Origin of the sequence: Tatumella morbirosei (assembly GCF_000757425.2) — a bacterium.
GTDB lineage: Bacteria > Pseudomonadota > Gammaproteobacteria > Enterobacterales > Enterobacteriaceae > Tatumella > Tatumella morbirosei.
In genome coordinates, this window is the sequence record NZ_JPKR02000001.1 from 205384 (window position 1) to 226851 (window position 21468).

The following is a 21468-nucleotide window of genomic DNA, read 5'->3' on the forward strand; positions in this document are numbered from 1 at the left end:
ACTCCTCAATAATGAGTCTTACCCATATACCGCCGGGTTTCCAACGGATGCTGACGGATATCGGCCAGGGCTGCCCGGTAGCCACACATGACGCTGTAGAATAATACCGGATTGAAATAATCAACCACTGCGGGATCAATCGCCGACAGCCCCAGAGCCCGTGCATCAACCACTTCAATTTTTTCGGCGTAACGCGGTAAAAATTCGGTGACCCGTAAATCAAGCGCCCGGGTCTGTCCTTCGTTCACCATGACAATCCAGGGCGTCTGCGCATCGGTGACTTCAAACGGACCATGAAAGTATTCGCCGCTGTGTATACTGGCAGCATTCAGCCATTGCATTTCCATTAAAGAACAGATGGCAAAACCATAAGCATGGCCATAAGAGGCACCGCTGGACAGGATATAAAACAGCTTCTCGTGCTGATAACGCCGGGCAAAGCTCAGGCAGGCCGTCTGATTTTTCTCACAGGCGGCAGCAATGATGGCATCTATCTGTTCCAGTCCCTGCATAAAGGCATCATAACCCTTAAAACCTTCTGTTTGTTGCAGGGCTTCCACACAGTAGCAGAGGATCTGAGCCATAGGATTATTGATGACCTGGCTGTCGTCACCCCATTCGTAGAGCACATTACTGTCTGACCATTTGAGTAATTCTGCCTCTGGGTTGTGCGTCAGCGTAATGGTAATACTTCCGTTCTGTTTTGCCAGCCGGGCGGCCGCCACCGATTCCGGGGTATTGCCGCCATGTGAGCAGATGATAGTTAACGTCTGAGAACCCAGCGTTTTGGGCGGCGCATGAACAAATTCATTGGCTGTCATCATGTAACTACGGAGCTGAATGGATTCACGATTTAAAAAATAGTGAGCCGGATACATATCGACCAGCGAGCCGCCGCAGGCCACTAAAGCTATCTGCTTTAATGGGCGGTCATCAGGAAAATGTTGCCCGAGTAAGGCGTTAATCACAGTGGCTGGATTCATAGGTTAATCACCATAAATATTGAAATTGAAGTATTTTTTCGCGATACGCTCATAGGTTCCATCTGCACGGATTGCACGGATGGCATTATTCAGTTGCGTCTGCAGTGCGGTGTCATTTTTGCGAATACCGATGCCGGTTCCGGGGCCAAAGATGGCGTCATCCCTGATTTGACGAATACGGGTAAATGCTTTGCCCTGTGGCTGATTTAGCAGGGTCTGGCTGATCACACTGGAGTCATCCAGCGTGGCATCTAATCGTCCAGCCACCAGATCGGCATAAACCGAGTTAGCATCCGGGTAAGCAATGACATCCACCCCGGCCGGGCGCCAGTAGGTATTGGCATAGGTTTCGAATACCGAACCCTGCTGCACACCAACACGTTTTCCTTTCAGTGTGGCGGGATTATCGGTAATGCTTCCCCCTTTTGCGGCGACCAGCCAGGCGGGAGTATTAAAAAGTTTGTCACTGAAATTAATCGATTTCTCTCTTTCCGGAGTGATGGAGAGTGAAGAAATAATGGCATCGAATTTCCGGGCCTGAAGTGCCGGGATCAGGCCGTCAAAACTATTTTCTACCCAGACACATTTCCTCTGAAGCTGCTGGCAAATGGCATTGCCCAGATCAATATCAAAACCTTGCAGGTGACCACTGGCATCTTTGCTTTCAAAGGGAGGAAAGGTCGCGTCGACGCCCAACCTCAGTTCAGATGCCGCACTGAAGGCAGAGGTGGATGTCAGGCAGGCAATACTCAGAGTAATAACAGATAATAATCTTTTCATTTTTAGTTCCATAAAATGAACCATAAAAAGTACCATGTGGTTATATTATTTCACCGGGTAAGATGCAATTAAATTTTATAACATATTAAAATATAAGGAATTAATATGAATCGTGGTCTGGATTGGGTGAGCGTAGAGGGTGCCGGGATGGCCAAAAAAAGAGTTGCAACAGAGGGAATTAAATCAGACCATGGGGGGCCGTTTAACCTTCAGACAGATACTGAAAACAGACCATGATGACCCCACAGAATTCCCCGCGTCGGCTCAGAAAAAGTTATCTCGATGCCAGAGAAAAAATTCATGCCTTGCTATCCGGGACCGAATTTAACCCGGGAGACCAGATCCCCGCCGAACGCGAACTGGCGGAACTCATCGGTGTCAGTCGTGCAACGCTGCGTAAGCTGATAACAGAGTTAGTTGACCAGGGGGTGCTCGAACGACGAGGCAATCAGGGAACATGGCTGAAGAATATTATGTTTGAGCGGCCACTCATTCAGCCGGTAATCCAGGGGATCAGTCAGATAGCTACCGTCAATGGCGCCTCCGCAGGCAGCCGGTTACTTTACTTCCAACAGATTCCCGCCAGTCAGGGCATGGCCAGAATCCTGCATATTCCGCTGACTGCACCGGTCATTATGCTGAAACGACTGAGAATGGCGGATGGGGTGCCCTTTTGTATCGAAACCAGTTATCTGCCTGCAGAGCGGGTGCCTGGTCTGACGGCAGAGATACTGGAACAACATGGGTCACTGTATCGCTTGCTGACCGGGCACTACGGCGTCACTATTGCGGCGGATGAAGGTACGATTCGGGCCGGCAAGATGAACGAGGAAGAGTTGTCATTATTACAGGCTCCGCCCGATTCGCCTGCGCTGATTTATAAAGGCGTAATCAGCGATTCTGCAGGGGTTCCACTGGAGTATCTGGTATCCGTCAATCATCCTGATAAGGTCGCTTTCCGGATTCACCAGCCGCTGACTGATATCAACGCTTAGCCAGTCGCGGGCTGGTGATGTTCAGGCCGTTTACTCCGGTAAATGGCAACGAACCGCATGCCCGTCAGACAGGTTACGCAGCGGCTGCGGTTGCCTGCACTGAGCGCTGGCATACGGGCAGCGTTCCCTGAAATAGCATCCTTCCGGCAGGTGACGGTTACCCGGGAGTTCGCTGTTATCCGGTACGCCTTCCAGACTTGCGCCAATGCGTGGCACAGAATCCATCAGCAGCCGGGTGTAGGGGTGTTGCGGGGAATCCAGCACCTGAGCCGCCTCGCCAATTTCGACGATCTGGCCCAGGTACATCACCGCGACCCGGTCACTCATATGGCGAACCACCGACACATTGTGGGAAATCAGGACGTAGGTGAGATTCCGTTGTTGTTGCAGTTCAACCAGCAAATTCAGTATCTGTGCCTGTACCGAAATATCCAGCGCGGAAGTGGGTTCATCCAGCACCATAATGTCAGGCTGGCCTGAAAGGGCGCGTGCGATGGCAATGCGTTGCCGTTGACCGCCGGAGAAAGCGTGCGGCGGCCGGTCCAGATACTCGGGACGTATTCCCACTTTCTCCGCCAGTTCGGCGGCCAGGGCCCGGCGCTGTTTTTCAGAACTGTGAGACTGTATCCACACCGGTTCGGTTATGGTTCGCCAGACCGGCAGCCTTGGATCTAACGAGGACAGTGGATCCTGAAATACCATCTGCATTCCCCGCCCCAGCCAGGAGTTTGGGGTTCGGGTGAGTTCTACCGTGCCGGAGCTTGGCTTTAGCATGCCCATCAGCAATTTTGCCAGGGTACTTTTCCCACATCCTGACTCACCGACAATCCCTAAGGTTTCGCCACGCCGGATCTGCATATCCAGTCCGTTAAGGGCGTGCACAAATTCTGTCGCTTTTCCCCGCCAGTTGGTTTTGGCCGGAAAATTAACCTGTACGTTACTGAGTGCTAATAAGGTATCAGACATGAGGGTTCTCCGGTTGAGGATACCAGCAGGCAACCTGTCTGGCAGGTGATGTCTGCGGCTGTAATGCCGGAATCGAACCGCAGGCGGTACCGGCGGCAAAACAGCGCTCGCGGAAAGCACAGCCCGACGGCAGCTTAGCCAGGTTGGGGACCGTCCCGGGAATAGAGGTCAGTTCCGCCCGGGGAGTGCTGCCTTCCGGTGAACAACTCAGTAACCCGGCAGAATAGGGGTGAGCAGGGGTACTGAGCAGGGGAGCGGTCGGGCCGCTTTCTATCACTGAACCGGCATACATTACATACAGTCGGTCACAGACCTGAGAGACCACCGCCATATCATGGCTGATAAACAGCACGGCGGTTCCGGTGGCTGTGGCTTTTTGTTTGAGTAAACGCAGTACCTGGCGCTGAACTGTGACGTCCAGTGCCGTGGTGGGTTCATCGGCAATCAGCAGTTCAGGATCGCAGGAGAAGGCCAGAGCTATCATCACCCGCTGACGCATCCCGCCGGATAATTCAAACGGGTAACGTTGCATAACGGTGGTCGGGTCTGCAATCTGCATATCACTTAACAATTCTATCGCCCGTTCCCGCGCCTGTTTCCGGTTCAGGGGGCGGTGCTGGCGGATAACGTCTTCCATCTGCCGACCGATACGTCGTGTCGGATTGAGGGCGGTCATCGGTTCCTGAAATATCATGGCGACTTTATTGCCACGCAGTTTACGCATTTCGGTTTCGCTGGCCCGCAGCACATCAGTCCCCAGCAGTTCTATACTGCCACTGTGAACCCGGTAGCTGTTTTGTGGGATCAGTCGCATAGACAGCATGGCGGTCACTGATTTTCCTGAACCGGACTCACCGACCACACCGACAATTTCTCCGGCATTAATATGCAATGACACATTATTGAGTACGCTGACTTCACCCTGATAAACGGGAAAACTCAGCCGCAGATTTTCGATGGTTAACACTCTGTGATTCATTAATTCCGCCCTCCGGATTTAGGATCAAGCAGATCCTGAATCCCGTCGCCAAACAGATTGAAGCCGATGGCGGTAATCAGAATCGCGGCGCCCGGGAAGGTACAATACCACCATTGATCAAGCACATAATTACGGCCTACGGCCACCATCGCCCCCCATTCCGCCGTGGGTTGCTGGGCCCCCAGACCAATAAATCCTAATGTCGCGGCCATCAGAATGGCGCTGCCGATATCCAGCGAGGCCTGAACCACCAACGGGGGCAGAGCATTGCGTAGAATATGCCAGCTGATCAGGTGCCAGCGGGAAGCGCCAAAGGTTTTCGCTGCTTCGACGAAGGTATGCTGCCTGACAATCAGAGTCTGACCTCGCGCCAGCCGGACATAAAACGGAATCCGGACAATCGCGATTGCCAGCATGGCATTAAACAGGCTTGGACCCAGGGCTGCCGCCAGCGCCATCGTCAGTACCAGCGACGGAATGGATAACATGATATCCATCAGCCGCATAATCAGTGCATCGCCGCGCCCTCCCAGTACGCCGGACAAACAGCCAAGCAGTGACCCGCTTATCCCGGCAATCAATACCACGGCCAGCCCGGCGGCCACGGACTGCTGCGCGCCGGCAATCACCCGGCTAAACAGATCACGTCCCACTTCATCGGTGCCGAACCAGTGTGCACTGCCGGGCGGCTGTAAACGGGCCGCCAGGTTAATGGCATCGGGATCCTGAGGAACGATCCACGGCCCAAAGATCATCAGTAACAACATGATGGCAATAATCGCGCCGCCGACCAGGGTCAGCGGACTTCTGCTGATAAGCCAGAATCGTCGTCTCCAGACACCATTACGCCGGCACGGGCTTTTGATGGCGACTGACGGGCCGGATACGGTCATTTCTCTGCTCCCCGACCCATACGCGGGTCAATCCATAGATACAACAGGTCGACCAGCAGGTTGACCAGCACATAAGCAAACGAGACGACAATCGCAAAGCCCATCACCGCCGGAAAATCCAGCGCCTGAATAGAACTGACGACATAAGCCCCCATCCCGGGCCAGGCGAACACGGTTTCGGTCAGTACCGCACCGTACAGCAAATCCCCCAGCGCCAGTCCCAGCACGGTCACCGAAGGGATCAAAGCATTAGGTAAGGCATAACGCACCACCACGCTAAACTGGCTCAGGCCACTGGCCCGTGCTGTACGGATATAGTCTTCACTCAGTTGTTCGAGCATGGCGGAACGGATCTGCCGCGCGACGATACCGAGATGCACAAAAGCCAGAGTCGTGGCCGGTAAAATCAAATGTTGCAGCGCATTGACGAACACGTCCATATCGCCGCTAATCAGTGAATCAATCAGGTAAAAACCGGTGACCCGGTGCGGTGGATCTAACCAGTCATCCAACCGCCCCCCTCCGGGCAGCAGATTCAGTTTGCCGTAGAACAACACAATCACTCCCAGTCCCAGCCAGAAGGCGGGGGTGGAAATGCCGGTCAGGGCGAGCAACCGCACCAGATGGTCCAGCCAGCGATTTTTATACACGGCAGACAGCACTCCTAACGGAATACCCACCAGCAGGGCGATGAACAATGCACAACAGGCCAGTTCCAGCGTGGCCGGAAAATAGGTTTTTAGATCTTCCAGCACCGGTCGTCCGGTACGGATTGAGGTGCCGAGATCACCGTGCAGCAGTTGCTCCACGTATCTGAGAAACTGTTGCCAGAGCGGCAGGTTCAGCCCCAGCTGTTCACGGATATGCTGAACAATTTCGTCACTGGCGCGATCTCCTGCCAGCAGACGGGCCGGGTCGCCGGGAATAAGATGCGAGATAATAAAGGTAATCACGCACACCCCGGCGACAACCAGCAGTAACCCCCAGCTCCGTTGTCTGATTAAACTCCAGAAATTCATCATTGCTTCCTTAGCGGGGCCGAAGCCGGCCCCGAACCATCAGGACGAATTGCTTAAGATTTTTTTATTTGCTCATCTCTGCAATATTAAAAATTTGTTCCAGCATCGGGTTGAATACGTAGCCTTTTACCGATTTGTTCATACCGACCTGATAGTTTTTCTGGAACAGGTAAACGTAGGCCGCATCAGCAATCACCGTTTTTTCCGCCTGCTGATATAACGCGGTACGTTTTGCCTGGTCAGAGGTTGCCACTGCCTGTTTTAGCAGCGCATCCACCTGTGGATTGGAATAAAACGAACGGTTGCCAGGCAGGCCCTTTTTATCGGATTCGAACCAGTAGTTCATAAACATATAGGGGTCAGCAAAGTCCGGGCTCCAGTTACCAATGGCGATATCGTAGTCACCTTTACCAATACGATCGCGCATGGTGGCATTGGCCAGTTTTTCCAGCTTCACGTCGATACCCAGTTTTTTCAGGTTTGCCTGCATGGATAAAGCGATAGGCTCCCAGTTCGGATCATTGTCGGAATAAAGGAATGACAGGCTGGCCGGTTTATCGGAGACTTTGGCCATCTCTGCTTTGGCCTTAGTCAGATCCAGAGAGTACTGCATCGCACTGGCATCATAACCCCACATCCCTTCCGGGATAGGGCCCCGCATCTGTTTGCCATTGCCACCGAGAATACCGGAAACCATGCCCTGATAGTCGGTAGCCCAGGAGATGGCGCGGCGTAAATCCGGCTGGTTTAACGGGGCTTTGCTGTTATTGAGATAGAGATAGGTCACCCGCAAGGCAGGATAGTCATACACCGCCACCTCATTTTGCTTCTTCAGTGCGGCAAACTGATCCACCGGCAATGAGTCGGCAACATCAATATCGCCTTTCTCCAGTTGCAGACGACGGGCGGCGCTTTCACTGATGATTTTCACTGCAACCCGTTTAAAGGCAGGTTTCGGTCCGGCAAAATGTGGGTTAGGGACTAATACCAACTGCTGACCTTTCTGCCAGCGTTGCAGCATATAGGCTCCGGAACCGGCGGTATGTTCTGCCAGGTAGCCACGGGCATCATCGGCGGCATTAGCTTTCAGGACCGCCGGGTTAATGACTGAAGCACCGTCGTTGGCCAGGGTGAACAGGAAGGGGGCAAATGGGGCAGGCAGAGTAAACTGCACCGTCTGCGGATCCAGGGCTTCCACTTTCAGCCCGTCAGGGAAGGCTTCCGAAGGACCTTGTTTTAGTCGCATCAGGCGATCAAAGGACAGTTTAACGGCTTCGGCGGTCACCGGGGTCCCGTCATCAAACTCTTCCCCTTTACGTAAAGTAAAGGTCCAGACCTTACCATCTGCTGAACTCTTCCAGCTTTGTGCCAGGTCACCTTCGACATCGGTCGCTCCTTTGCCATTTTCGGTTTTATATTTTACCAGCCGCTGATAGGCCGGGTAGGTGACGGTCCAGTCGTTGTTATCAATAGTGACTGCCGGGTCGAGCGTCTGAGGATCGGCGGCTTTACCGATCACCAACATATTTTTTGGCACTGCGGCCAGAACCGGCGCAGTCGCTGAGGTGATGATAGCGGCGATAAGCAGAGGCAATACGCCCCCGGTAGCGGTGAACTTAATTTTCATGGAAATACTCCGTCAGTCTGTGCCGGGCTAATACAAGGGAAAACATCATCGATAAGCGGATAGGCCGCCGCTCCCGGTAATTCGAAATGCCACCATTCAGTGGCTATTCCGGTAAATCCCCCGCCGAACATGATGGCGTTGAGCAGCAGGCGATTACGCTGGAATCTCTGGCTGAGTGCCGGATGGTAAGGGTGAGACAGTTCATTCATTTCGTCGAAGCCGGTTCCCATATCGAGAATCTGCCCGCTGTCATCCACCAGGGTGACATCGATGGCCGTGCCACGGCTGTGATTTGAACCCTGTGATAGTGGTACCACATAGTCCTGATTCGGGCAGGCATCCCACAGCAGTTGCTGGGCCTGTTGTGGCCGGTAGGCATCCAGTACCAGAATTCTGAAGCCTGACAGCTCAGCGATATTGATGCTGCGGGACAGCGCTGCGGCAGCTTCAGGATGCAGCAGACACTGCGAAGTACTGTAAATCGGCTGATGGGTAATATTATCGGCGGTGGCATATTTCATATCGATCAGCAGTTGCGGAAATTTCTCTGCAATATCGACAAGTTGTGTTTCCTGAGTCATCTAAAAGTCCCTGAGAGGTTAGCGTTCGAACTGACCAAATTCCTGTTGTAGACGGCGGTTGCGGGCAAGCCGGTCTGAAATACCCGGCCCGATTTGTCCGACCACTGCCGACAGCAGAAGATTAAACAGGCAGCTTATGGGGGCCAGAGAGTCCCAGAAGTTGCCGGTATCGGTTTTTACCTGCAGAAGATCGACGCTGTAATCCCGCGCCCACGGGCACCAGATATCGGTAACCAGCGCGGTCGGAACACCAGACCTTGAAGCGACCTCACAAAACTGGCGGGCGGCCGCAGAATAAGCGCGGGTGTCGGTCAGAATCACATACGGATTTTTATATTCAGAATTCAGCGATTCCAGCCAGCTACCGGAACTGCCATCGGCATAACTGACGCGGGGTCGCAGGTATTCCAGGTGGCTGAAGAAGGTATGGGCAAGACCCCGGGTGGACTGCACCCCTAACACGATGACTGCATCGGCAGTGGCGATCTGCTGGCTGACGCGGCTAAAGATTTCAGACTGCGCCAGCTGATAAACATATTTAATCGCATCCAACTCCATTTGTAATGACTGGCTGGCGCGGTCCGGCAATGACTTCTGTTGTTCCCAGGAGTCCAGCCTGTCGATCACTCCCCAGGGTTTGTAGGAGGTTTGCGGAACTTCACGCAGAATGTTTTTTACATCCTCCAGGTTTCTGAATCCCAGTTTTCTCAGATACCGCCCAACGGTGATGCCACTGGTGCCGGTGGCACGGGCGATACTATCGGCCGTTTCATACGGGATCTGTTCGCGATTGCTGAGCAGCCAGGCACTGATCCGCTTATCGCTCGGCGTCTGATGGCTGAAAGCCTCTTCGATCGTTTTGAAAAATCCGGAGCTGGTGTTCATTACAGACCCAATGTTAGTTAGCTGTCATTCGGTGGCACTCTGTCACTCCGCTAACAAAGCAGGATATATGCCAGTTTTAAAAAAAGAGCTAAAATTATTTAAAATCATAGGGATGAGTTTTTGCTGTCGGATGAAAACAGAGAGGCTGGTCAGGAGAAAGAGCATGCTTCGGTGCAACTGAATCAACGTAGTGCAGCGGAAATGGATAAAAACGGACAGCAAGGGGATAAAAGTGACGGGATAACCGCCCAGTCACCAGGACAGGGCGGGCAGGTATCAGACGATGTCAGAGAATATCATCCACCACACCACCATCCACCCGTAACGCGGCACCGGAGGTGGCCGATGCCTGCAAAGAACAGATATAGATCACCATGCTGGCGACTTCATCGACGCTTGCCGGACGTTGAATTACCGAGGAAGGGCGGTTAGCCATGACAAATTCTTTGCCAAACTCTTCGATAGTTTTACCGGTACGCCGGGCTTCTTCCGCCAGCATGTCGTGAAAACCTTCAGACAATGTCGGTCCGGGCAGGACGCTGTTCACCGTGACACCGCTGCCGGCCACCCGTTTCGCCAGACCGCGGGACAGAGCCAGTTGCGCCGTTTTACTGACCCCATAATGGATCATGTCAGCAGGGATATTACGTGCGGATTCAGATGAGATAAATACCACCCGGCCCCACTGATTCGCGGTCATTGCCGGCAAATAATGGCGGGACAGACGCACCCCGGACATCACGTTGGTCTGCCAGTAACTCTCCCACAGTGCATCATCGGTCTCAAAAAAATCCTGAGGACCGTAGATCCCGGCATTATTCACCAGAATATCGGTGTGTGGCAGTGCTGCCGTCAGTTGCTCCACACCTTCGGGCTGGCTTAAGTCTGCCGCAATACCCCGCAGTTTTGCTGACGGCAGGCGGGACCGAAGGTCGGCAATGGCCTGTTGCACCCGCTGTTCGCTGCGGCTATTAATCACCACTTCGGCGCCACTTTCGGCCAGCCCCCGGGCGATGGCGAAACCAATACCGCCGGTGGAGGCGGTGACCAGAGCAGTTTTTCCAGAAAGATCAATGTTCATTAGCTGTTCCTCTGAGTATTGATGGCATCGGGAACCTTCATCCTGGCAGGATGCAGTAAAATGACTTAACAAAAAGCAGCACTGAGCGGTAAAAAAAGCGGCAGTGCGTTAGCCTTTTTGCAGAGTAAATAGCGTGATTTCTGAGGGATGTCCGAGCCGCAAGGCAAAGCCATTCCACAGTCCGGTGCCGTTACTGACATACAGCAGCATGCGGCCCAACCGGTATTCGCCGGAATAAAATCCATGATTGGCTCGCTTCACCAGTAAATCCAGCCCCGGCACCATTCCGCCATGGGTATGCCCCGACAGTTGTAGATCTACCCCGGCCTCCGCATTCTGTCTGGCATTGACTGGCCGGTGATCCATCAGAATCACTGTATCCTCTGCCGTAACTCCCTGCAGTGCTTCATCTAATGAGGGGCCTGGCTTTGAAAAACGCAGAGCCGCTTCATCGGTGACACCTGCCACCACAATACTGTCACTGCCGCGGAAGATTCGTACCGACTGGTTTTGCAGTTCCTGCATACCCAGCGATGCGACCTCTTTCATCCATCCGTCAAAGTCGACGTAATATTCGTGATTGCCGGGAATGGCGAGAACGCCATCTTTAGCCCTTAACGCTTTCAGCGGGGCGACGTCCTGACGGCGGTTTTCTACGGTACCGTCGGCAATGTCTCCTGTCATGGTAATTAAATCGGCGTTCAGGGCATTAGTCCGCTGCACCACCTGTGTCATCCACTGGCTACGCAACAGGGAACTGGCGTGCAGGTCTGTCAGTTGAACCAGACGATAGCCTTCAAAGGCTGCCGGCAGGTGGGCGATTTTCACGGTCACCTGTTTTACTGCCGGGACCTTTACCGCCTGCCAGGCGGCATAACCGGCCACCACCAGTGAAATCAGCAACAACACACCGTTGATTTGTTGGGTGCGTAACAGCGGGTGTCCTGCCAGCCATGCAACCAGACTGCACAATGCCTGAATCGCCAGCAGCAGAGTAAACAGAATTTCTGCGCCAAACAGTGCATTGATGGCCACCATCACCGGTTGTGGAAATTCCGGCGAAAACATATTGCCGAACAGCCGACGGTAGATCAGATGGCATTCCGCAATCAGCAGGACAAAAACAAAAATTAAAACTCTGAGGGTGGCAGGAAGTGGTAGATGTAAGATAAAACGCCAGCCAATCACCAGCGCCATTATCGGGGTAACGAATGAAAGCACGGCTACTCCTGTAAAAATGCCTGACATCTATTCATAGTAGCATGCCCTTCCATAACAGGGACAAATCCGCAGACCCTGATCCCCCAATCGGTTAACTCATGTTGCCGGTTCCCTGCTGGCGTTTCCGCTAAGCCACTGTCTGTTTTCAGGGCTCTGCCGGGTGATTTTTAAACATAATTTGATCCCGGCAGGGATTGGCGAACGACAGATAAGTTACAATCCTGTGAAATTCCTGCGAAATAGCAGCAGTTTATACCTATTTTTCTTCACAGGGCCTGCCGACAGGCTGAGTCCGGCAACAGCGAGAATATCAGTAATGAATAAAGTGACAGGAATACAGCGATTGTGTATTGCCCTGATGGCGGGGTTAGGTTGTCTGACCCTGATGCCACTTGCCTATGGCGCGTCTGAGGACGCTGCCGCACAGTTATGGGAATACCGGGACAACAACCCCGGGCAGCTAAAAGTTGCAGTGGAACAACAACAATTATTAACCGGAGAAACGGTGTCGCCGGTGGTGGGGCCGGCAGATGCCCCTGTGACTTTGGTAGTGTTTTTTGACTATCAGTGTATGTATTGTGGCCGGTTGCAAAATGAAATCAGCGAAGTGACCCGTAATAATCCTCAACTTCGGGTGGTGTTTAAGGACTGGCCGATTTTTGCCAGTCGCTGGCCTGCCTCGTTGGCTGCCGCCAAAACCGGGTTGCAAATCTGGCGGCAGAAAGGGAACGATGCCTACATACAGTATCACCAGGCAGTGTTTTCCTCCGGGAAAACCGAGGGTACTCTGACAGACAATGATATCCGTGTGGCCGCACAAGCCACAGGATTTGCCGGGCAAATAGCACCGGTTGTGGATAAGGAACTGGAGTCAGTGAACAGCCTCGCATTGAAGCTGGGATTTGGCGGCACCCCGGCGATGGTCGTGATGCCTTCCGGCGGTAATGCGAAAGCAGACCAGGTCACAGTGATCCCCGGATTTGTCCCTGCAGATATTATTCGGGCAGCGATTAAAAAAGCGCAGGAATAAGGCGGGACAGGATAATAATCTGCTGGCTGTCGGGTAAATATGAGTTTACCCGACGGCGATATTATTTTCTTATTTCATTTAACTGATTATTGTTTCTGAAATTCTGAATGAACCGGTATAGACTGATTATCAGAATTTATTTTTTCATTTAATGCGATATTCATCTTTACGTTTTATTTTTACTTTATCGCTACATCTTTATCGATTTTGTTTTACTTGATGACGGCTTGCTGATTATTTTTTCAGGTTTTGGGTGTGCGCCGGTAATAAGTGGTGCGGACAACCGGGGGATAACTATCACCGGTAAAATGATAAGAGTAAATGTAGCGAAAAGTGAATGTGGTTACAAATGAACTCCACGAAACTCGTCAGGATACGCTAATACCTGTCATTTTTAGGTGAATCCTGTTTAAGGGAGCCTCCGGCCATCCGGGTTATTTTTTTTCGATAAATCCCCTGAATATCCCCACACCCGACACCTGCTGTATTATTCACCCGCAATATCTGGCTATTAACATAATTCTTAGTTGTTCATATTTATTATCAAAAGCTTGATGTTTTATGTGAGACATCGGCCAGCCAACTCATGTAGGTTATTTTATTTCTGCCATCAGGTAAGCGGTAAATTCAGCTTGCCCGTAAATAATAACACCCGCTTATTATCATGCCTGAACGCAGGATTATCACGATAAAGCTTATTCCTGGCGGTCTTTTCGGACATATCCGGCCGTTTCAGAGACCGTCTGTGAATGGTTTCTTTTTGCAACGATGCTTCACGAAATCTTTACAACAGGCGTCAAATTTACCTTTTTCTGATGGCATATCATGAAAAAAATCAGGTCATTTTCCTTTCCCTGTCCATGTTGAGATAAATTATGAGATTGAAATTTCTTTCTGTCAGTGCGGTATTTTTACTGACAGCCTGTGACCAGGGGGCTTCACAGCCAGCTTCTTCGGCACCACCCGAGGTTGGTACGATCACCCTGAAAAGTGAGCCAGTGACTTTATTTACCCGGTTACCGGGCCGGACAGATGCCGTGAAAACCGCTGAAGTCAGACCCCAGGTCAGTGGTGTCATTCAAAAAATCCTGTTTACCGAAGGGGGCGAAGTTAAGCAGGGCCAGCCTTTGTATCAGATTGACCCGGCGACTTACCAGGCGGCTTATGATAAAGCCCTGGCTACCTGGCAAAATGATGAGATGCTTAGCAAACGTTATCAGCCGCTGGCCGCCGCCCATGCAGTCAGCCAGCAAACATATCAGGATGCTGTAGCCGCCGAACGTGAGGCGAAGGCTGATCTGGAAACGGCCCGTGTTAACCTGAATTACACTCAGGTCAGAGCACCGTTCTCCGGCCATATCAGTCGTTCGTTGTATACCGAAGGTGCCCTGGTCACAAACGGCCAGACCGATTATCTGGCCACTATCCAACAACTCAATCCGATTTACGTGGATGTGAGTGAATCCTCTGCCGATCTGCTGCGTCTGCGCCGTGCTCAGGCGGAAGGCAAACTGGAGAAAGTGGGAGATAACGAAGCGGCAGTTCGTCTGCAACTGGAAGATGGCAGCGAATATCCTCTGGAAGGCAAGCTGGCCTTCTCTGAAGTTAACGTCAATGAGGCCACCGGCACCGTCGTGCTGAGGGCTGTCTTCCCGAACCCACATGATGAGTTATTACCCGGTATGTTTGTGCATGCCAGCCTGCCACAGGCCATCCAGCAACAGGGGATTTTGGTGCCTCAGGAATCCATCATGCATGATGACAAAGGGCTGCCTTATGTTTATCTGGTGCAGAAGGATGGCACCGTGGCTCAGCAGAGTGTGACTACCGGCGAGATGATTGGCGAGAAATGGCTGATCACTCAGGGGTTATCTGCCGGGCAGCAGGTGATTGTCAACGGGTTGCAGAGTGTACACGTCGGCGGCAAAGTCAAAACGGTGGCAGCGGATACCAATGACACTCCGGTGGCGGGCAAAGTCAATTTGTCGATGACTGATGCTGCGGCACAATAAGGAGGCCTGATGTCTAAGTTCTTTATTGAACGGCCTGTCTTCGCCTGGGTCATTGCGATTATCGTCATGCTGGTGGGGGCGATTTCTACGCTCAATCTGCCGGTTAACCAGTATCCGAATATTGCTGCTCCGGCGATATCAGTATCGGTGACTTACCCGGGTGCCAGCGCCGAAACCACCCAGAACACTGTCGTTCAGGTTATTGAGCAGCAGCTAAACGGTCTGGATGGTTTACGTTATCTGGAATCGACGACCAGCAGTGATGGTAGCGCCCAGATTATCGCCACCTTTAATCAGGGAACCAATCCCGATATCGCTCAGGTGCAGGTACAGGACCGTGTGTCGCTGGCCGAATCGCAGTTACCAAGCAGTGTAACGGATCAGGGTATTCGTATCCGTAAGTATCAGAAAAACTACATGATGGTGGTTGGTCTGATTTCCAAAGACGGCAAGCTGAGTAATGGTGACCTGGCGGACCTGCTGGTGTCTAAACTGGAAGACCCGATTTCCCGGACCCCCGGGGTGGGTGACTTTATGGTGATGGGGGCCGAATATGCGATGCGTATCTGGCTGGACCCGGCCAAACTGTATAAATACAACCTGATTCCCAGCGATGTCAGCACCGCGATAGACAACCAGAACGTACAGGTCTCTGCGGGACAGTTAGGAGGTTTACCGACCATTCCCGGCGCTAAAACTCAGGCTACCATTCTTGGTAAGTCCCGTTTTACTACGGTGAATCAGTTCCGGAATGTGCTGCTGAAAGTCAATTCTGACGGTTCGCAAATCCGCCTGAAAGACGTGGCAAATGTGTCGTTAGGTCCGCAGGCCTATACCATTAACGCCACACTGAATGGTATGCCTTCCGCCGGTATTGCGATTGAACTGGCGACCGGAGCTAATGAGCTGGATACCTCGAAAGCGGTACAACAAACGGTCGAGGGTCTGAAAAGTTCGCTGCCTGCGGGTGTCCAGGTGGTTTACCCGTACACCACCGCTCCGGTGGTGAGCGCCTCAATCAAAGATGTGGTACACACGCTGATTGAAGCGATTGTGCTGGTCTTCTTCGTGATGTTGATCTTCCTGCAGAATCTGCGCGCTACCATGATTACTACTCTGGTGGTTCCGGTCGTACTGCTGGGAACTTTCGGTATCCTGGAAATCTTCGGCTACAGCATCAACACCCTGACGATGTTCGGTATGGTGCTGGCGATAGGTTTGCTGGTGGATGATGCCATCGTGGTGGTGGAAAACGTTGAGAGGGTGATGCATGAAGAGCACCTGGATCCGAAGGCTGCCACCATAAAATCGATGCAACAGATCCAGGGGGCACTGTTCGGGATTGCACTGGTTTTGTCGGCGGTATTATTACCGATGGCCTTTTTCTCCGGATCGACCGGGGTCATTTACCGCCAGTTCTCCGTAACTATCGTTTCGGCGATGGGTCTGTCGGTGCTGATGGCGCTGATTTTTACCCCGGCACTCTGTGCAACTATCCTGAAACCCACCGCGGCAGAAACCAAAACCCGTGGGTTGGCCGGCTGGTTCAACCGCAACTTTGAACGCGGGACTCTGCAGTACCGGCGTGGTGTGAACGGTATTTTGTCACGCCGTGGTCTGTTTATGCTGGTCTATCTGGTCATTGTCGGAGTGACTGGCTTCCTGTTTACCCGGGTACCCACCACCTTCCTGCCTAACGAGGACCAGGGGCTGATGATGGTGCAGATGACGCTGCCCGTCAACGCATCCGCACAACGGACTCAGCAGGTGATCAACGATCTGAACGCATATTTGCTCAAGGATGAAGGGGGTCTGGTCGGCAGTGTATTTGGGGTGAACGGCTTTAACTTTGCCGGTCGTGGTCAGAACAGTGGTATGGCCTTCGTATTGTTGAAAGACTGGAGCAAGCGCACTAAAGCCGGAGACAGTGTGTTCAATGTGGCCGCCAGGACGACCGCGCATTTCGCCAATTATAAAAATGCGAAGATTATCGCGATGGTTCCGCCTGCGGTACTGGAACTGGGTAATGCTACCGGGTTCGACATGTACCTGCAGGATACCGGCGCGCACAGTCACCTGCAGATGATGGCTGCGGCGAATAAGCTGATTGAACTGGCGAACAAAGATCCACGCCTTGCAGGTGTTCGCCTTAACGGTATGGAAGATGAGCCACAGTACCAGTTAATCATCGATGATGAACGTGCCAGCGCGCTGGGGCTAAGTCTGACGGATATTAACAACACCATTTCCGTCGCCTGGGGCTCCAGCTATGTAGACCAGTTCATGTATCACGGACGGGTGAAAAAAGTCTATCTGATGGGGAAAGCGAGTTCCCGTGTCACGCCTGAAGATCTGAATAAGTGGTACTTCCGTAACAGTGCCGGCGATATGGTTCCGTGGTCTGCCTTCGGCAGTGGTAAATGGGTCAGTGGTTCTCCGCACTATGAACGGTTTAACGGTCTGCAGTCTGAAGAGATTCAGGGCTCTCCGGCACCCGGCTACAGTACGGGTGAGGCCATGAAAGCGATGGAGCAGATAGCGAAACAACTGCCGTCTGGTTTCCGTGTTCAGTGGTACGGCATCTCTTACGAGGAACAGGCTTCCGGTAACCAGACCTATGCGCTGTACGGGCTGTCTATCCTGGTGGTCTTCCTGTGCCTGGCAGCACTGTATGAGAGCTGGTCAATTCCGTTCTCGGTGATCCTGGTGGTCCCGTTAGGGGTACTGGGAACCATTGCCGCCGTGTTAATTCGTGGGCTGAGTAATGACGTATTCTTCCAGGTAGGGTTGCTGACTACCATCGGGCTGGCGGCGAAAAACGCCATCCTGATTGTGGAATTTGCGAAAGAAGCTCATGAACGGGAAGGTAAGTCGTTTATTGAGGCCGCAAAAGATGCTGCTCAGATGCGTATCCGGCCAATTATCATGACTTCAATGGCCTTTATTCTTGGGGTATTCCCACTGACTATCTCCGATGGCGCCGGTGCCGGTAGCCAGCATTCGATCGGTACAGCGGTTGTCGGGGGGATGCTGACGGCAACTTTCCTGGCAATCTTCTTTGTGCCTATGTTCTATGTCGTGGTGTCGCAATTTTTCTCTGGCAGGAAGAACAAACACCCTGTTGAGGTGAGTAAACATGATGATTAAACCTCTCTCATGGAAGCTGCTGCCGATGGTAGCCGCCCTGGGGCTGGCGGGTTGCTCTTTGCAGCCCGATTATAAACGTCCGGCCATGCCGGTAGATGCCACTTACAACATGGCAACGCCGGTAGGTAATGTGGCCGATTTGTCCTGGCAGCAATTCTTTACTGATCCGAAGTTGCAGAACCTGATTCAGCTGGCGCTGGATAACAATCGTGATCTGCGGGTAGCGGCGCTGAATGTGGAGGAGGCACGCAATGAGGTCACCATCAACCGCGCTGCGTTAATGCCAACTATTACCGCCAACGCTTCCTCTACCACCGAACACCTGCCGGCCGGCCTGTACAGCACTAAGAGTACCGGTGCGGTCACAGACCATGAACTGAATGCAGGACTGGGGGTCTCTTCCTGGGAGCTGGACTTCTTCGGCCGTTTACGCAGCCTGAAAGATGAAGCACAGGAAACTTATCTTTCGACAGCCGCCACTGAGCAGGCCACCCGTATTTCGTTGATTGCGGAAGTGGCGACCTCATGGCTGACACTTTGTTCAGATAACGATTTATTGCATCTGGCACAGGAAACCGTGCAGAGTCAGCAAGACTCGTACCGTCTGACCAAAATGAGTTATGACGGCGGGGTCAGCAGTGATCAGGATCTGGCCGAAGCTGAAATGACACTGCGAAGTGCTCAGGCAGATGTCGCGAATTATACCCGCCAGGTGCGTCAGGATGTGGATGCCCTGCGGTTGTTGGTGGGTACTGACCTGCCTCCAACGCTTTTGGCAGGGGCGACACTGAACAACCACTGGAACTTCCCGCCGACGCCAGCCGGACTGCCTTCTGATTTGCTGACCCGTCGCCCGGATATTATTGCGGCAGAACATACCCTGAAAGCGGCCAATGCCAATATTGGTGCGGCCAGGGCAGCGTTCTTCCCAAGTATCAGCCTGACCGCCAGCGGCGGATCGACCAGTGGTTCATTAAGCCATCTTCTGGGGGGCGGTACCGGTGCCTGGGAATTCCTGCCAACCATCAGCCTGCCCATCTTTGACGGTGGTGTGAACCAGGCGAACCTGAATATCGCCAATCTGGAAAAACGGGTGGATATCGCGAACTACGAGAAAACCATCCAGACTGCGTTCCAGGAAGTTAACGACCAGCTGGCAGGTCAGGATACCTGGGCAAGCCAGTTACAGGCCGTGACTCAGGAAGCGGATGCCGGAGAGCGTGATTACCGTTATTCACAGCTACGCTACCGGGAAGGGATTGATGATTATCTGGCCGTGCTGGTGGCTCAGCGTTCCTGGTATACTGCTGAGCAGTCACAGATTGCGGCACACCTGGGCATGCTGACTCAGAAAATTACCCTGTATAAAGTACTGGGTGGTGGCTGGACCCAAACCCGCCAGTGACCGGAGAGCGGGGCTTAGCGCTTAGCGCCCCGTACTGCACTCTTAAGGCCTGACCAAAAGGACTGTTCCTTGCCGTCAGGCCTTTTATTTTTTACCCGTTGGTTTTTTCACCATTCCCTGAGGTTAATTTTTGTCACCCGGACAACAGGGGATTATCCGGGGCAGGGTGCCCGGGTTATTTGGCCCGTTTTTCTATCGCACAGCAGACAGCAAATGAACCGCCCACGGCCAGTACGACCGGGATGACCAGCGAGCTGTCCATGCGGGTGAATTCTGCGGCCAGTAGCACCGTAGTTAATGGCATCTGCATCGAGGATGCCAGAAACGCGGCAGCACCGATCAGCGCTATCGACCCTTGATCAGCCGCTGGCAGAAATCCGGAACACAGACTAAACAGTATACTGGCCAGCAAGGCACCCACCGTAAAACCCGGAGTCAGCACCCCACCTTCGGCGCCGGCACGTAACACTCCCCAGACCAGCACCAGTTTAAACAGCAGCAGCAACACTGGCAGCATCCCCTGTAAATCACCGTGCAGGGCCAGCTGAGTCGGACCTTTACCGTTGCCCGGTAATTGCGGAAACCATACGGAGAGCAGGCCGGTCAGGCCGAAGCTGACCAGACACAGCACTGGCATCTGCCAGTTAGTTTTAATACCTTTGCGGGCATGAGCGGTATAGCGACGAAACAGATGTGCGGCATAACCAAAAATCGGCGAAGTCACGATGGCCCAGACAATCAGCGTGGTATCGGCAGTGGGCGCAGAAAAGTGATATTGGGAGCCAGTTCCCAGACCAAAGCTGGCGACCAGTGCCGCAACCGATGAGGTCACCATCGCAGGCAGCACGTAGTTCCAGCGAAATGAGATCAGCAGGACTTCCAAAGTAAAAATCGCCCCGGCCAGCGGCACGTTATACACGGCGGCCAGACCAGCCCCGGCCCCGCAGGCGATAAGCACTTTGCTCTGTCCGGCATCCAGCTTCAGTCCCCGGGTGAGCGAAGTGGCCCCCAGAGCGCCGATTTCGCGCGGGGCGACTTCACGGCCCAACGGAGACCCCAGGGCGACAGTGATAATCTGCAACAGGGCATGGATAAAGGTGGTTATCAATGGCATTGGCCGGCTGACATCTTTTACTGCCGCATCCACAGACACCCGGGGTTTACCATAACGGGCCAGTAACCACCAGCCAATCCCTGCGATCAGCCCGCCACAGAGAAGTGCAATGACCCGGCGTTGGGGGCTGGCGTCACTGACACCCTGTAAAAAACTTTCGGCACTGATAATCGTGTCCGGACTGTAACCAAAGGCCAGATGCTGAATGACATGTAATAACATTGCCAGCAGCATTCCCCCCACACCGGAAATGATCCCTGTCAGTACGACAGCTCCGGCGAATTTAACAGACTTTGTCATCCAGCCACCTTTTTATCCGGGGAAAATCATTGAGTGGACGGGATTATCGCAGCTTTAGCCTCAACCCGGAAACAACGACGTGGGTGAATCCCGGTAAAGTCTGAAAAAACAGTTATTGTTCTAATGCATTTCGGCTTCGGAATGATAAACAGCCCCTCAGAGAAAACTGACTGAAATCACAGCTCACTGAGTGAACCGGTCATACAGAAAAATCTGTTTTTAGGGCAATTAACGGCAAAAATTTTGAACTGAAAGAGCGGCGGTTGGCTACAGAAGTGACAAGTGTTTCGCCCTGTTCTGCTGCTGTTTTTTACAATTATCAGCACAAATGTTAGGGATAAAGTAAAAAAACAGTAATTCTGCGTAAGTACTCACTTTTCCAGTTCCCTCTGTTCGCTAAAAAACCTACCATGAATTGCTGGCCAATATAGTTGCTGACCTAAATTGTTA

General features: G+C 52.8%; 17 protein-coding genes. 5 read left to right on the plus strand and 12 right to left on the minus strand.

Annotated elements, in window-relative coordinates; genetic code table 11:
- Positions 1–5 precede the first annotated feature (5 nt).
- Positions 6–983, minus strand: coding sequence for an SIS domain-containing protein (locus tag HA49_RS00945; protein WP_038017264.1), 978 nt, complete (start codon positions 981–983; stop codon positions 6–8).
- 3 nt (positions 984–986) lie between these two features.
- Positions 987–1763: an ABC transporter substrate-binding protein gene (locus HA49_RS00950; protein ID WP_038017402.1), complete on the minus strand. Its 777-nt coding sequence runs from the start codon at positions 1761–1763 to the stop codon at positions 987–989.
- Between the two features lie 233 nt (positions 1764–1996).
- On the opposite strand from HA49_RS00950, the gene HA49_RS00955 reads away from it, so the two are divergent.
- The gene (locus tag HA49_RS00955; protein WP_038017266.1) at positions 1997–2758 is read left to right on the plus strand and encodes a GntR family transcriptional regulator; all 762 of its coding nucleotides are present in this window, start codon (positions 1997–1999) and stop codon (positions 2756–2758) included.
- A 30-nt stretch (positions 2759–2788) separates the two neighbouring features.
- Here HA49_RS00955 and HA49_RS00960 read toward each other — a convergent pair whose 3' ends face one another.
- The 9 genes from HA49_RS00960 to HA49_RS01000 all read right to left on the minus strand — a co-directional run bounded on the left by HA49_RS00960 (position 2789) and on the right by HA49_RS01000 (position 12010).
- Positions 2789–3724 carry an oligopeptide/dipeptide ABC transporter ATP-binding protein gene (locus tag HA49_RS00960; protein WP_038017268.1) on the minus strand — a complete coding sequence of 312 codons (936 nt, stop codon included), beginning with the start codon at positions 3722–3724 and terminating at the stop codon, positions 2789–2791.
- Complete coding sequence (locus tag HA49_RS00965; protein ID WP_038017269.1) at positions 3717–4703, minus strand: ABC transporter ATP-binding protein; 987 nt, start codon at positions 4701–4703, stop codon at positions 3717–3719. The genes HA49_RS00960 and HA49_RS00965 overlap by 8 nt, the downstream gene beginning before the upstream one ends.
- Entirely contained in the window at positions 4703–5596 is an 894-nt protein-coding gene (gene ddpC, locus HA49_RS00970; protein ID WP_038017271.1) for a D,D-dipeptide ABC transporter permease, read from the minus strand. Before ddpC ends, HA49_RS00965 begins: the two co-directional genes overlap by 1 nt.
- Positions 5593–6615 carry an ABC transporter permease gene (locus HA49_RS00975; RefSeq protein ID WP_038017273.1) on the minus strand — a complete coding sequence of 341 codons (1023 nt, stop codon included), beginning with the start codon at positions 6613–6615 and terminating at the stop codon, positions 5593–5595. Before HA49_RS00975 ends, ddpC begins: the two co-directional genes overlap by 4 nt.
- Positions 6616–6679: 64 nt before the next feature.
- A complete protein-coding gene (locus HA49_RS00980) occupies positions 6680–8242 on the minus strand; it encodes an ABC transporter substrate-binding protein (RefSeq protein WP_038017275.1) in 1563 nt (520 codons plus the stop codon).
- Positions 8239–8823 carry a D-alanyl-D-alanine dipeptidase gene (gene ddpX, locus HA49_RS00985; RefSeq protein WP_038017277.1) on the minus strand — a complete coding sequence of 195 codons (585 nt, stop codon included), beginning with the start codon at positions 8821–8823 and terminating at the stop codon, positions 8239–8241. The genes HA49_RS00980 and ddpX overlap by 4 nt, the downstream gene beginning before the upstream one ends.
- 18 nt (positions 8824–8841) lie before the next feature.
- Positions 8842–9708, minus strand: coding sequence for a MurR/RpiR family transcriptional regulator (locus HA49_RS00990; protein WP_038017279.1), 867 nt, complete (start codon positions 9706–9708; stop codon positions 8842–8844).
- Between the two features lie 286 nt (positions 9709–9994).
- Positions 9995–10789, minus strand: coding sequence for an SDR family NAD(P)-dependent oxidoreductase (locus HA49_RS00995; protein WP_038017281.1), 795 nt, complete (start codon positions 10787–10789; stop codon positions 9995–9997).
- Positions 10790–10897: 108 nt separating this feature from the next.
- Complete coding sequence (locus HA49_RS01000; protein WP_211259034.1) at positions 10898–12010, minus strand: metallophosphoesterase; 1113 nt, start codon at positions 12008–12010, stop codon at positions 10898–10900.
- A 316-nt stretch (positions 12011–12326) separates the two neighbouring features.
- Here HA49_RS01000 and HA49_RS01005 point away from each other — a divergent pair, with 316 nt between their 5' ends.
- The 4 genes from HA49_RS01005 to HA49_RS01020 all read left to right on the plus strand — a co-directional run bounded on the left by HA49_RS01005 (position 12327) and on the right by HA49_RS01020 (position 19604).
- Positions 12327–13040, plus strand: coding sequence for a DsbA family protein (locus tag HA49_RS01005; protein WP_084706337.1), 714 nt, complete (start codon positions 12327–12329; stop codon positions 13038–13040).
- An 875-nt stretch (positions 13041–13915) separates the two neighbouring features.
- On the plus strand, positions 13916–15052 hold the full coding sequence (locus HA49_RS01010; RefSeq protein ID WP_038017285.1) for an efflux RND transporter periplasmic adaptor subunit: 1137 nt from the start codon (positions 13916–13918) through the stop codon (positions 15050–15052).
- 9 nt (positions 15053–15061) lie between these two features.
- On the plus strand, positions 15062–18199 hold the full coding sequence (locus tag HA49_RS01015) for an efflux RND transporter permease subunit (protein ID WP_038017287.1): 3138 nt from the start codon (positions 15062–15064) through the stop codon (positions 18197–18199).
- Positions 18189–19604 (plus strand): efflux transporter outer membrane subunit, encoded by a 1416-nt coding sequence (locus tag HA49_RS01020; RefSeq protein ID WP_156994495.1) that lies wholly within the window; start codon positions 18189–18191, stop codon positions 19602–19604. Before HA49_RS01015 ends, HA49_RS01020 begins: the two co-directional genes overlap by 11 nt.
- A 175-nt stretch (positions 19605–19779) precedes the next feature.
- On the opposite strand, the gene HA49_RS01025 is transcribed toward HA49_RS01020, so the two are convergent.
- Complete coding sequence (locus HA49_RS01025; RefSeq protein WP_038017289.1) at positions 19780–21018, minus strand: chloride channel protein; 1239 nt, start codon at positions 21016–21018, stop codon at positions 19780–19782.
- Positions 21019–21468 lie beyond the last annotated feature (450 nt).